Annotated in this window: 10 protein-coding genes; 6 read left to right on the forward strand and 4 right to left on the reverse strand. The window is 70.9% G+C overall.

The window, feature by feature from the left end; genetic code table 11:
• Positions 1 to 77 precede the first annotated feature (77 nt).
• The gene (locus tag ACH54P_RS36360; RefSeq protein ID WP_489907819.1) at positions 78 to 1967 is read left to right on the forward strand and encodes an acyl-CoA dehydrogenase family protein; all 1890 of its coding nucleotides are present in this window, start codon (positions 78 to 80) and stop codon (positions 1965 to 1967) included.
• 46 nt (positions 1968 to 2013) lie between these two features.
• On the opposite strand, the gene ACH54P_RS36365 is transcribed toward ACH54P_RS36360, so the two are convergent.
• Positions 2014 to 2775: a DUF2382 domain-containing protein gene (locus ACH54P_RS36365; RefSeq protein WP_489907820.1), complete on the reverse strand. Its 762-nt coding sequence runs from the start codon at positions 2773 to 2775 to the stop codon at positions 2014 to 2016.
• A 312-nt stretch (positions 2776 to 3087) separates the two neighbouring features.
• Here ACH54P_RS36365 and ACH54P_RS36370 point away from each other — a divergent pair, with 312 nt between their 5' ends.
• Entirely contained in the window at positions 3088 to 3561 is a 474-nt protein-coding gene (locus tag ACH54P_RS36370; protein WP_489907821.1) for a carboxymuconolactone decarboxylase family protein, read from the forward strand.
• Between the two features lie 97 nt (positions 3562 to 3658).
• On the opposite strand, the gene trhA is transcribed toward ACH54P_RS36370, so the two are convergent.
• Positions 3659 to 4300 carry a PAQR family membrane homeostasis protein TrhA gene (trhA, locus tag ACH54P_RS36375; protein ID WP_489916842.1) on the reverse strand — a complete coding sequence of 214 codons (642 nt, stop codon included), beginning with the start codon at positions 4298 to 4300 and terminating at the stop codon, positions 3659 to 3661.
• A gap of 110 nt (positions 4301 to 4410) precedes the next feature.
• Here trhA and ACH54P_RS36380 point away from each other — a divergent pair, with 110 nt between their 5' ends.
• A complete protein-coding gene (locus ACH54P_RS36380) occupies positions 4411 to 5187 on the forward strand; it encodes an isoprenyl transferase (protein ID WP_489907822.1) in 777 nt (258 codons plus the stop codon).
• Positions 5188 to 5237: 50 nt separating this feature from the next.
• On the opposite strand, the gene ACH54P_RS36385 is transcribed toward ACH54P_RS36380, so the two are convergent.
• Complete coding sequence (locus ACH54P_RS36385; protein ID WP_489907823.1) at positions 5238 to 5465, reverse strand: hypothetical protein; 228 nt, start codon at positions 5463 to 5465, stop codon at positions 5238 to 5240.
• 744 nt (positions 5466 to 6209) lie between these two features.
• Between ACH54P_RS36385 and phoH2 the strand changes: the two genes are divergently transcribed.
• Together phoH2 and ACH54P_RS36395 are read left to right on the forward strand one after the other, a co-directional pair.
• Positions 6210 to 7502, forward strand: coding sequence for an RNA 5'-3' helicase PhoH2 (gene phoH2, locus ACH54P_RS36390; protein WP_489907824.1), 1293 nt, complete (start codon positions 6210 to 6212; stop codon positions 7500 to 7502).
• Positions 7503 to 7624: 122 nt separating this feature from the next.
• The gene (locus ACH54P_RS36395) at positions 7625 to 10708 is read left to right on the forward strand and encodes an amidohydrolase family protein (RefSeq protein ID WP_489907825.1); all 3084 of its coding nucleotides are present in this window, start codon (positions 7625 to 7627) and stop codon (positions 10706 to 10708) included.
• Positions 10709 to 10712: 4 nt separating this feature from the next.
• On the opposite strand, the gene guaB1 is transcribed toward ACH54P_RS36395, so the two are convergent.
• Positions 10713 to 12152 (reverse strand): GMP reductase, encoded by a 1440-nt coding sequence (gene guaB1, locus ACH54P_RS36400; RefSeq protein ID WP_489907826.1) that lies wholly within the window; start codon positions 12150 to 12152, stop codon positions 10713 to 10715.
• A 67-nt stretch (positions 12153 to 12219) separates the two neighbouring features.
• On the opposite strand from guaB1, the gene ACH54P_RS36405 reads away from it, so the two are divergent.
• On the forward strand, positions 12220 to 12687 hold the full coding sequence (locus ACH54P_RS36405; protein ID WP_489907827.1) for a DUF309 domain-containing protein: 468 nt from the start codon (positions 12220 to 12222) through the stop codon (positions 12685 to 12687).
• The last annotated feature ends 9 nt before the right edge of the window (positions 12688 to 12696 follow it).

The following is a 12696-nucleotide window of genomic DNA, read 5'->3' on the forward strand; positions in this document are numbered from 1 at the left end:
TGCGGGATCGGCGGGGCTGCGGCAGGCTTACTACCAACGAGTAGGAAGCCTGCCGTTCGTCCTTTCCGGAGGTAGCCGTGGACGTCCCCGAAGTGCCCTCGAAGGTGGATCCGGACGCGCTGACCGCCGTCCTCGACGGCCGCTGGGCCGAGCTGCGCCGCGGGGTGCGCGCGCAGATGGCCGACGCGGAGTTCCGGGACCCGGTCGACCTCGGCATCGAGGCGCACCGCGCCCAGGTGCTCGACCAGCTGCGCGCCCTCGCCGAGACCGACCGGCCGGGCCTGGGCTTCGACCCGGCGTACGGCGGCGGTGGCGACGTCGGCGGCTCGGTGACGTCGTTCGAGATGCTCGGCTTCGGCGACCTGTCGCTGATGGTGAAGGCCGGCGTCCAATGGGGTCTCTTCGGCGGCGCCGTCCAGCTGCTCGGCACGTCCCGCCACCACGAGCGGTACCTGCGCGCGATCATGGACCTCGACCTGCTGGGCTGCTTCGCGATGACCGAGCACGGCCACGGCTCCGACGTCCAGCACCTGCGCACCACGGCGACCTACGTGGACGGTGGGTTCGTCGTGCACACGCCGGACGCCATGGCGCAGAAGGAATACATCGGCAACGCGGCCCGCGACGGCCGGATGGCGGTCGTGTTCGCGCAGCTGATCACGGGGTCGGAGTCGCGCGGCGTGCACGCGTTCCTGGTGCCCATCCGGGACGACTCCGGCGCGCCGATGCCCGGGGTGTCCATCGAGGACTGCGGCCCGAAGGCGGGCCTCAACGGCGTCGACAACGGACGGCTGAGCTTCGACAACGTCCGCGTCCCACGTGAGGCCCTGTTGAACCGCTTCGGCGACGTCGCCGAGGACGGGACGTACTCGAGCCCGATCGAGAGCGACAGCCGCCGGTTCTTCACGATGCTGGGCACGCTGATCCGCGGCCGGGTGAGCGTCGCCGGGAGCGCGGGCAGCGCGACGAAACGCGCGCTGGCGCTGGCCATCCGGTACGGCGAGGTCCGCCGGCAGTTCGCGAAGCCGGACGGCGACGAGGTCGTCGTCCTCGACTACCTCGCCCACCAGCGGAAACTCCTGCCCGCGCTGGCGAAGACGTACGCGCTGCACTTCGCGCAGGAGGAGCTGGTGGCGAAGCTGCACGACATCGACTCGTCGGCGCCCGAGGAGGAGCAGCGCGAGCTGGAGTCGCGCGCAGCCGGGCTGAAGGCGCTCGGGACGTGGCACGCGACGTCGGCGATCCAGACCGCGCGCGAGGCGTGCGGCGGCGCGGGGTACCTGGCGGAGAACGTGCTGCCCGGGCTGAAGGCCGACACCGACGTCTTCACGACGTTCGAGGGCGACAACACGGTGCTGCTGCAGCTGGTCGCGAAGGGGCTGCTGACCAGCTACAAGCAGGACTTCGAGGACCTTTCGCCGCTGGCGACAGCTCGGTTCTTCACCGACCAGGTGGTCAGCGCGATCCTGGAGCGGACCTCGGTGCGCAAGGCGGTCGAGCTGCTCACCGAAGCGTCCGACACCGAGGCGTTCTTCCGCCGCGACTGGCAGCTCCGGCTGTTCGAGGACCGCGAGGACCACGTCGTGGAGGGGGTGGCGAAGCGCCTGCGCAAGGCGGCGGCCGACCCGTTCGGCGTGTTCAACTCGGCGCAGGACCACGTGCTGCGCGCCGGCCGCGTGCACGTCGAGCGGCTGATCCTGGAGGCGTTCGCGTCGGCCGTCGAGCGCTGCGAAGACCCGGACGCCCGCGCGCTGCTGGAGCGCGTCTGCGATCTGTACGCGCTTTCGGCGATCGAAGAGGACCTGGCGTGGTTCCTGGGCCACGGCCGCCTGACGGCGGCGCGCGGAAAGGCCGTCACCGCGGCGGTGAACGGCCTGTGCGCGCAGCTGCGCCCGCACGCGCGGACGCTGGTGGACGCCTTCGCGATCCCGGAGCAGTTCCTGGCCGCGCCGATGCTGCGGTCGTGACCGCTGGGGTGGCCGGCGTCGGGGGCCAGCCACCCCAGCGGGGGCTTTACCGGCGGCGCTTGCCCTCGTCGTCGGTGACCTCGAACTGCTCCTTGCGGACCTTGCCGGAGACGGTCTGCTCGTCGGTGACCGTTTCGGTCTTCAGGCGCGCCCGCTCGACCGGCACGGTTTCCTTGCGCACCACGGGCTTCTCGGCGTGCAGGACGACGTCCTGCTCGGCCTCGCCGATGTCCGCCTTGCCGTCGCCGCGGGTGATCGGCTCCCGCTCGACGCGCACCTCCTCGTGCCGCACCGGGACGGTGACCTGCTGCTCCTCGGTGACGACGTACTTGCGCAGCCGCACGTGGCCGGTCTCGACCTGCTCGGTGCCGACGTTCAGCCGTTCCTCGGAGCGGGTCATGCTGTCCATCTCAGGCTTCCCGCGACCGCCGCGGCCCATGGCCGGGTCGCGGCCCTGCGTCCGGTTGCCCATCCGGCCGTCGGGCGAGGTCCGCGGCACCGGCAGGCCGTAGTGGCGGTAGAGCTGCGCGCTCTCCTCGGGCGAAAGGTGCCCGTCGGCGTCGATGCGGGGCGCGTCGGAGACGCTGTCCTTGTCGACCTGGACGTGGATGCCGTCCTTCTCGGTGCGCGCGCCGGAGAGCGGGACGAAGCTCTCCTTGGTGCCGAACAGGCCGGTCTTGACGGTGATCCACTCCGGCTGGTGCGTCGCGTCGGCGAGGTAGACGTTGCCGACCTTGCCGAGCTTGTTGCCCGCCGGGTCGACCACGGCGCTGTCGATGAGCTCCTGGGGCTGCATGGTCTTGGCCATCTTGGTCGTGCTCCCTTCCACGCGTTGGGGTCTCGTTGCAGCCCACGGTCGGCCGCCCCGGTGATCACGGCAACCGTCGTGGTGTTCCCGTGAGTGACCCCCGAACGTGGTGGTTTGAAGCGTTCCCCGCTGGCTAGGTCCCGGGCTTCGCCGCAGGTAGGGAGGGGTGTTCCCGCCGTGATCATCGGCGCGGGGGATGGCGCGAAGGTGTGGACCTGGATTTCGCTGTGACCGGCGCCACGCCCCGGCCTGTCACAACGCCGTCGCCCGCCTCGTCAAGGCTGTGAAACCGAAGAACGAAGGGAAACGGTCATGGAAGCGCGGCTCAACATGTTCGAGAACGAGATCACGAGCAAGTTCGTCAAGCGCCTGATCGCGGCGTCCCGCCCGATCGAGGAGTCGTCGCTGCCGGGCGCCGTGCAGGAACTGGTGAAGATCCGCGCCAGCCAGATCAACGGCTGCGGAATGTGCCTGGACATGCACACCAAGGACGCCGCGGCAGCCGGCGAGACGGCGGTCCGCCTGGCCATGGTGGCGGCGTGGCGCGAGGCAACGGTGTTCACGGAGCCCGAGCGCGCGGCGTTGGCATTGGCGGAGGAGGGCACCCGCCTGGCGGACGCGCACACGGGCGTCAGCGACGAGACGTGGGAAGCAGTGCGCAAGCACTACGACGACGAGCAGGTCGGGGCGTTGATCGCCCTGGTGGCCACGATCAACGCGTGGAACAGGCTGAACGTGATCATCCAGAACCCGGCGGGCGAGTACCAGCCGGGCATGTTCGGCTGATCGCTCTTCGGAGGGGCCTTGTTCGCTGAGGTGTGCGAGCAAGGCCCCTTTCGCTTGCCTGGTCAGGCGTAACAGCTGCGTGGTTGATCGCGAGCAGCTAGGCGTACATGGCCAGCCAGATCGCGATGTAGTGCGAAACCGCCGCCAGGACCGTGCACGCGTGGAAGAACTCGTGGTACCCGAACGTGTCCGGCCAGTGGTTCGGCCACTTCACGGCGTAGAACACCGCTCCCAGCGTGTAGAACAGCCCGCCCACGCACAGGAGCACCAGAGCCGCCACGCCAGCGTGTGTCAAAAGCTCCGGGAAGACGAACACCGCCACCCAGCCCAGCGCGATGTAGATCGGGACCCCGAGCCATCGCGGTGCGTGCGGCCACAGCATCTTCAGCGCCACGCCGGCAACAGCCCCGCCCCAGACGATGGAGAGGATCACGTAGCCCGTCGGCTTCGACATCGCCAGCAACGTGAACGGGGTGTACGTGCCCGCGATGAACAGGAAGATCATCGAGTGATCCGCCCGCTTCATCCACTTGTACGCCCGGGGGCTCCAGAACCGGCGGTGGTACAGCGCGCTCACGCCGAACAGGCCGAGCACCGTCAGGCCGTACACGGACGTCGCCAGTGTGGCGACCGGGGAGACCGTCGACGCGGCCAGGCTGATCAGGGTCGCGGCTGCGGCTAGCGCGCCGAAGAACGTCCAGAAGTGGATGTGCCCGCGCAGGCGCGGGCGGGGGTCCACCAGGGGCGGCGGTTCGGTCGTCTGGCTCACCGTTCCAGGTTACGGGCCCGTAGGTTCCCCGGCAGCGGTCGAGTCACGCGCCTCACACCGAGTGCGTACTCTTCCTGGACGTGAGTGTTCGCTCCTTCTTGTCCGACGTCGTGTACAGCGCCTACGGCCGGCGCCTCATCCAGCAGGCCGCCGGCCGGCATCCCCGGCACATCGCCATCATGCTCGACGGCAACCGCCGCTGGGCCCGTGAAGCGGGCTTCACGGACGTTTCGGACGGCCACCGGGCCGGGGCGAAGAAGATCGCCGACTTCCTGAGCTGGTGCCAGGAGGCCGACGTCGAGGTGGTCACCATGTGGCTGCTGTCCACCGACAACCTCAACCGCGACCCGGACGAGCTCACACCCCTGCTGAAGATCATCACCGACGTCACCGACGAGCTCGCCGGACCCGGGACGCAGTGGCGGCTCCGGATCGTCGGAGCCCTGGACCTGCTACCCGCCGAAGTCGCCAAGCGACTCAGCGAAGCCGCCGCGCGCACCGAGGGGCGGAGCGGTATGGAGGTCAACGTCGCGGTCGGTTACGGCGGGCGCCAGGAAATCGCGGACGCCGTGCGCAAGCTGCTGCTCCAGCACGCCGACGAGGGCACGACCATTCACGAGCTGGCGAAAATCCTCGACGTCGACCACATCTCCGAGCACCTCTACACCTCGGGGCAGCCGGATCCGGACCTCATCATCCGCACTTCGGGCGAACAACGCCTTTCCGGATTCCTGCTCTGGCAGTCCGCGCATTCGGAATTCTGGTTCACCGAAGCGTATTGGCCCGCATTCCGCCGGGTCGACTTCCTGCGCGCCATCCGCGATTACGCCTGGCGCCACCGAAGGTTCGGCTCGTAAGAGCGCCGAAAGGCCCCGGAGCGCACCCCGGGGCCCTTCGGCTGCTTCACTCAGTGGTGGTGGTGCTCCAGCGAGTGGAGGACCAGCGCCGGGGTGGTGGCGATGCCCGTGTAGGCCCCGGCGACCAGCGAGGCCGCGCCGTAGCCCAGGGCGCCGCCGCCCTCGATGAACGTGGCGTAGGCGTCGCCGAACGTCGGGTCCGGGGTGCTGCCGTGGTCGCCCGTCGCGGCGAACGCGGTGCTGCCCACCATCATGAGGCCCGCAGCGGTGGCAGCCACGAAACCAGCCTTCTTCAGCACTTCGCACACTCCTAGGTAGAACTGTTGGGATCCGGGCACCGGATGTCCGGCGGTGTGTCCCGCAGTCGGAAAATTACTCGCCGACCGGGTGTCCCGTCCGGCGCGTAAGCCCATTGTGTGAGCCCGACGCAGGTGCTTTCACTCGGACCGGGTCTCTTTCGGTGGCGGAAACTGCGCCGCTGATCCGTCCGTGGTAAAAGCACTTCAGTCGATCTTGTGAATACGCGGGGTCAGCAATTTCGCCAAGATCAAACCGCTGGGTGGGTACCGATCGAGCGACCGGTCACTCCCAGTCATCGTCACGAGGCGTGGATGTCGGGCGACCGACAGTGAGGTGACGGTTTGGCGAATCACCGTGTTGGCTCCCTGCGCGATCCGGCATTCGTGGGTACCTTCCGAGAAGAGGGCACGCGTTCCGTGCGGGTCCTCGCGGGAGGCCCTGGTCGTGACGGTGATCGAGGGGGCGGCGCAGCCGCCCACGAGACGCACGAGGGGGCCGGCACCCGGCCCTCGTGGCCGCGCCACCTGACCCACCGGTCAGGAGGAGTGGTCCAGCCAGGGAGGTGCCCGGCCCAGCGAGTGCGGGCGTGAGGTGCACACGCCCTCGAGGGAGATGCCGTCGTGACTGCGCAGCGTTTGCCCCGTAAGGCCTCTGGCCACTCTTCGACCGGTGCCGTTCCTGGCCCGGAGAAAGCCTCGACCTCGCCCGAATCCCAGCAGCACATGTACGTGCTCGACACGTCGGTCCTCCTTTCGGACCCGTGGGCGGTCACCCGCTTCGCCGAGCATGCTGTCGTGCTTCCGCTGGTCGTCATCAGTGAACTGGAGGCGAAGCGCCACCACCCGGAGCTCGGCTGGTTCGCCCGGGAATCCCTGCGCATGCTCGACAACCTGCGCCGGCAGTACGGCAGGCTCGACGCGCCGCTCCCCATCGGGGACCACGGCGGCACGCTGCAGGTGGAGCTGAACCACTCGGACCCGTCGGTGCTTCCGTCCGGGTTCCGGACCGACTCCAACGACCACCGCATCCTCGCCTGCGCGCTCAACCTCGCGGCGGAGAACCCGGCGGTCACGCTGGTGACGAAGGACATCCCGCTGCGGGTCAAGGCCGGGGCCGTCGGTCTCGAGGCGGACGAGTACCGCGCGCAGGAAGTGACGCCGTCCGGCTGGACGGGCATGGCGGACGTCGACGTCCAGCAGGAAATGCTGGACGCGCTCTTCGGCGGCAGCACGGTCGACCCCGTCGAATGGGGCATGGACGACCTCGCCGGGCTGCCCTGCCACACCGGTCTGCGGCTGCTCGCGGGCAGCTCCAGCGCGCTGGGCAGGATCACGGCGGACAAGCGCATCCGGCTGGTCCGCGGCGACCGCGAGGCGTTCGGCCTGCACGGCCGCAGCGCCGAGCAGCGCGTCGCGCTCGACCTGCTGCTCGACTCCGACGTCGGCATCGTCTCGCTGGGCGGCCGGGCCGGCACCGGCAAGTCGGCGCTCGCGCTGTGCGCCGGGCTCGAGGCGGTGATGGAACGCCGTCAGCACCGCAAGGTCGTGGTGTTCCGCCCGGTCTACGCGGTCGGCGGCCAGGACCTCGGCTACCTGCCCGGGTCCGAGAGCGAGAAGATGCAGCCGTGGGCGCAGGCGGTGTTCGACACGCTCGGCGCGCTGGTCAGCCAGGACGTCCTCGACGAGGTCTTCGACCGCGGCATGCTCGAGGTGCTCCCGCTGACCCACATCCGCGGCCGCTCGCTGCACGACACGTTCGTCATCGTCGACGAGGCCCAGTCGCTGGAGCGCAACGTCCTGCTGACCGTGCTCTCGCGGCTCGGCACGGCGTCACGGGTGGTGCTCACGCACGACGTCGCCCAGCGCGACAACCTGCGCGTCGGCCGGCACGACGGCGTCTCGGCGGTGATCGAGAAGCTGAAGGGCCACCCGCTGTTCGCGCACGTCACGCTGACGCGCTCGGAGCGCTCGCCGATCGCGGCCCTGGTCACCGAGATGCTGGAGGACCACGGCTGACGGACTCCGGGGGCGGCGCGAGCGCGCCGCCCCCGGCACCTCTTACCGCCTTGGCCGGATATCCGGTGAAGAACCCGCTCGGCCGCTGGACGGCCGATCCGGGGGTGGGCATAGTTGGCCGCATGGCGCCGGAAAGCCTTTCCCGTCGTGAACTTCTCGTTCGTGGTGGCGTCGCCGCCGCCGCGCTGGCCGTGGCCGGGGCGGGGGTCGCCGAGGCCGAACCGGATGTCCGGCCGGACGCCGGACGGGACGGCGTGGTGCTGCGGGAGGGCACGAACATGTCCGCCGCGCTGTCACCGGACGGCCGGTGGATCGCGGTCGACCTGGTCACCGGGATCTGGGTGCTGCCCGCCGACGGCGGCCGCGCGCGGCGGCTCACCGGCGACCTGCAGGACGCCACGCTCCCCAGCTGGTCGCCGGACGGCCGCCGGATCGTGTTCCAGTCCTACCGCGACGGCAACTTCCACCTGTACGTCATCGACGCCGCAGGCGGCACGCCCCGCAAGCTCACCAGCGGGCGGTTCGACCACCGGGAGCCCGTGTTCTCGCCGGACGGCGCCAAGATCGCCTTCAGCAGCGACCGGGACGGCAGCTACGGCATCCACCTGCTGGACGTCGCCTCCGGAGTGATCAGCACGGTGGTGTCCACCACGGACGAAGAGGCGTCGCCGCGGTGGTCGGCCGACGGCACGAAGATCGTCTTCACCGTGAACGACACCGCCATCGACGTCGTCACCTCGGCGACCGGCGCCCGGACGCGCCTGGTCACCGCGACCGGCGCCGACAAGTTCTACGGCCCCGCGTTCGGTCCTGGCGGGCAGCCCAGCTACCTGCGGCTGCGTGGCGCCGAAGCGGACCTCATGCTCGGCGACGAGCAGCTGACCAAGGGCGAGGACGTCTTCGGCTTCGCCGCGAACTGGTCCGGGTCGACCGTGCTCTACACCGCCGACGGGCACCTCCGGCGGCGCGAGCAGTCCGGCGCCGTCAAGGACATCCCGTTCGAAGCAGGCGTGTCCACGGCAACGCGGGACTACCGGAGGCGGGTCCGTGACCTGGACTCGGCCGCGCCGAAGCCCGTCCGTGGCATCGCCGGTCCGGTGGTTTCCCCCGACGGCAAGCGGATCGCGTTCCGGGCCCTCAACGCGATCTACGTCGTCGCGGCCGGCGGTGGCAGGCCACAGCGGCTGATCGGCGACGGCTACTTCAACTCCGATCCGGACTTCCACCCGGACGGGACGAAGCTGCTCTACACGAGTGACCGGCTCGGCACCGCCGACCTGTGGCTTCATGACCTCGGCACCGGCGAGGACACCGTCCTCACCCGGCTGCCGGGTGCCCAGGTCGCGCCGCGGTGGTCGCCGGACGGCGGCCGGGTGGCGTACGCCGACCAGGACGGCGCCACGTGGATCTACGACGTGGCCACGGCCCAGGCCCAGCAGGTGACGCCGCCGCTGTTCATGCCGGGCAGGCCCACCTGGTCGCCCGACGGGTCGGTCGTCGCGCTGGCCGCGGTGAAGCCGTACTCGCGGCGGTACCGGGAGGGCACGAGCCAGATCCTCACGGTCGACCTGAAGACGCACGAACTCCGCTACGCCGAGGCGATGCCGTTCCGCTCGCTCGCCACCCGCGGCGACGACGGTCCACTGTGGTCACCCGACGGCCGGTATCTCGCCTTCACGGTCGAAAGCGTGGCGTGGATCGCTCCGGTCGACGGCGCCGGACGGCTCGTCGGCGAGCCGAGGCAGGTCACCCACGACGTCACCGACTCCCTGGCCTGGCGAGGGAACGACACGCTCGTGTACCTGTCGAAGGGGCAGCTCAAGGCGCAGAAGATCACCGGCGGCGAGCCGCGCACGATCCGGCTCGACTTCACGTGGGCCCGGCCGCGCTCGCCGCGCCCGGTCGTCATCCACGTCGGTGCGGCGTGGGACGGCGTCGCCCGGACCCTGCGGCGGGACGTCGACATCGTCGTCGACGGTGGCCGGATCGCCGACATCCGGCCGCACCGGGACGCACCGGGGACCGTCGACGCGCACGACCTGACCGCCATGCCCGGGCTCGTCGACCTCCACAACCACTGGCACCTGCGCGGCAGGCAGTGGGGTGACCGGCAGGGCAGGCTGTGGCTGTCCTACGGCATCACCACGACCCGTTCGCCCGGCGACCCGGTGTACCAGATGCTGGAGACGCGCGAGGCGCTGGAATCCGGAAACCGCGTCGGGCCGAGGTACTTCGGCACCGGGGAAGCGATCGACGGCTCCCGGATCTACTACAACTTCATGCGGCCGACCCTTTCGCCGGAGCAGCTGGACCTGGAGCTGTCCCGCGCGGTCGAGCTGGAATACGACATGATCAAGACGTACGTCCGGCTTCCCGTGACCTACCAGCAGGCAGTCGTCCGGGCCGCGCACCGGGCGGGCATCCCGTTGTCGTCGCACTACCTGTACCCGGCGGCGAACATCGGCATGGACGCGATGGAGCACACCGGGGCCACCAACCGGCTCGGGTACTCGCACACCGTCAGCCGGATCGGCCGGGCGTACCAGGACGCTGTCGCCTTGTTCGTCCGCTCGGGGATGTCGATCACGCCGACGTTGTTCACCTCCAGGGCGTTGTACGCGGACGACAAGTCGCTCGTGACCGACGAGCGCACCGAGGTCCTCTTCCCGCAGTGGGAATACCAGCAGCTCAAGACCACGGCGGACACCGCGGGCAACCCGGAGAACGCCTACCTCCGCCAGGTCCTCGCCGGGAACGTCGACATGGTGCTGCGGATCCACCGGGCGGGCGGGTTCGTGGTCACCGGCACGGACTCCCCGTTGGACAACGTGGCCGTCTCCACCCACCAGAACCTGCGGGCCATGGTCGCGTTCGGGTTCACGCCGTACGAGGCGCTCACCACCGCCACCCGCAACCCGGCGCGGTGGCTGGGCCTGGAGGACCGGATCGGTGTGCTCAAGCGTGGGGCGTACGCCGATCTGTCGCTCGTCAGCGGCAACCCGTTGCAGGACATCAAGGCGGCCGCGAACGTCCGCACCGTGATGGTCGGCGGAGTGCCGCACACGGTCGGCGAGTTGCTGGCGCCCTACCGGAACCGGCCGGAACAGCGGGCGGCCACCGAGGTGGCGCCCGCTGCCCCAACGGCGGAGAAGCAGCACTGGTGGCACGTTCCGGAGTGGTCGGAACACGTCTGCTGCGCGGGCTGAGCTTTTACCAGCCCGCGGGAAGCGGACGGCCTTCGGCGAACCCAGCGGCCGACTGCACGCCCAGCAGCGCGCGCTCGTGGAACTCCTCCAGCGTGCGCGCGCCCGCGTACGTGCACGAGGACCGGACGCCGGAGCCGATCGAGTCCAGCAGGTCCTCCACGCCCGGCCGCGCCGGGTCGAGGGCCATCCGCGACGACGAGATGCCCTCCTCGAACAGCGCCTTCCGCGCGCGGTCGAAGACGTTGTCCGTGCGCGTCCGCGCGCCGACCGCGCGCTTCGACGCCATGCCGAACGACTCCTTGTAGGGCCGCCCCTGCTCGTCGAACCGCAGGTCGCCGGGGGATTCGTAGGTGCCGGCGAACCACGAGCCGACCATCGCCGCGGACGCACCCGCGGCCAGGGCCAGCGCGACGTCGCGCGGGTGGCGGACGCCGCCGTCGGCCCAGACGTGCTTGCCCAGCTCGCGCGCGGCGGCCGCGCAGTCGGCGACCGCGGAGAACTGCGGGCGGCCCACGCCGGTCATCATCCGGGTCGTGCACATCGCGCCCGGCCCGACACCGACCTTGACGACGTCGGCGCCGGCCTGGATCAGGTCGCGCGTGCCTTCGGCCGTGACGACGTTCCCGGCGACCACCGGGACCTGCGGCGACACCGACCGGACGGCCTTCAGCGCGGCGATCATCTTCTCCTGGTGCCCGTGCGCGGTGTCGACGACCAGGACGTCGACGCCCGAGGCGAGGACGGCTTCGGCCTTCGCCGCGACGTCGCCGTTGACGCCGACCGCGGCCGCGACGCGCAGCCTGCCGTCTCCGTCGACGGCTGGGGTGTAGATGTCCGCGCGCAGCGCGCCGACGGCGGTCAGCACGCCCGCGAGCCGGCCATCGGCGTCCAGGCCCAGCGCCAGGTTCGCGCCGTGGCTGTGGAGCAGCTCGAAGACCTCGCGCGACGGCGTGGTCAGCGGCACCGCGACGCTCGCGGGCTGCGCGACGTCGGCGAGACGCGCGAAGCGGTCGACACCCGCGCAGGCCGCTTCGTCGACGATGCCGACCGGGCGGCCTTCGCCGTCGACGATCACGACGGCGCCGTGAGAGCGCTTGTGGACCAGGTTGAGGGCGTCGGCGACCGCGTCGCCGCCGGTGAGCACGAGTGGCGTGTCCCACACCGTGTGGCGGCTCTTCACCCAGCCGACGATCTCGGCGACGGCGGCGGTGTCGACGTCCTGGGGCAGCACCACCAGGCCGCCGCGCCGGGCGACGGTCTCCGCCATCCGGCGGCCGGCGACCGCGGTCATGTTCGCGACCACGATCGGGATTGTCGCGCCGGTGCCGTCCGCGGTGGACAGGTCGACGTCGAAGCGGGACTCCACGTCCGAGCGGTTCGGCAGCAGGAACACGTCGTCGTAGGTCAGGTCGTGGGCGGGCCGGTGGCCGTCGAGGAAACGCACGAGTCCCCAGACTACGGGGCAGTCCGGGAGACGGCGAACGCGGCCGGGCCCGTGGGAAGATCGGGGCATGAGCCGCCGCGACCGGGACCCCGAGGGACGGGCACGCAACGCGCGGCCGCGCGACGGCCTCGGCCGGCCGCTGCCGTACGGCGCCGACGGCGTCGAGCGCCAGCCGGAAGGCATCGCGCGGACGCCCGCGCAAACGCTTGCGGAGGCGCAGCGGCTGCTCGACGACGGCAAGCCGTTCCACGCGCACGAGGTCTTCGAGGACGCGTGGAAGACCGCCGACGGACCCGACCGCGAGCTCTGGCGCGGCCTCGCGCAGCTCGCCGTCGGCCTGACGCACGCGGCGCGCGGCAACGCGGTCGGCGCGGCGTCGCTGCTGGAACGCGGCGCGGCGAACATCGAGCCGTTCCGGGGTGAGCCACCGCACGGCATCGACGTCGCGGGGCTGCAGGAGTGGGCGCGAAGCCTGGTCGACGAGGCGAAGCGGCGCGTACGCGTCGAGCCCGTTCCGCCGCGGCTGACGCGCTGACCTGATAGA

This window comes from Amycolatopsis sp. N2S4-7 (assembly GCF_058119595.1).

What these genes read in the sequence shown, in the direction of transcription:
- ACH54P_RS36365 (WP_489907820.1), bottom strand. Translation starts at nt 2,775, where the DNA reads ATGGCCAAGACCATGCAGCCCCAGGAGCTCATCGACAGCGCCGTGGTC.
- ACH54P_RS36370 (WP_489907821.1), top strand. Translation starts at nt 3,088, where the DNA reads ATGGAAGCGCGGCTCAACATGTTCGAGAACGAGATCACGAGCAAGTTC.
- phoH2 (WP_489907824.1), top strand. Translation starts at nt 6,210, where the DNA reads ATGTACGTGCTCGACACGTCGGTCCTCCTTTCGGACCCGTGGGCGGTC.
- ACH54P_RS36395 (WP_489907825.1), top strand. Translation starts at nt 7,625, where the DNA reads ATGGCGCCGGAAAGCCTTTCCCGTCGTGAACTTCTCGTTCGTGGTGGC.
- ACH54P_RS36405 (WP_489907827.1), top strand. Translation starts at nt 12,220, where the DNA reads ATGAGCCGCCGCGACCGGGACCCCGAGGGACGGGCACGCAACGCGCGG.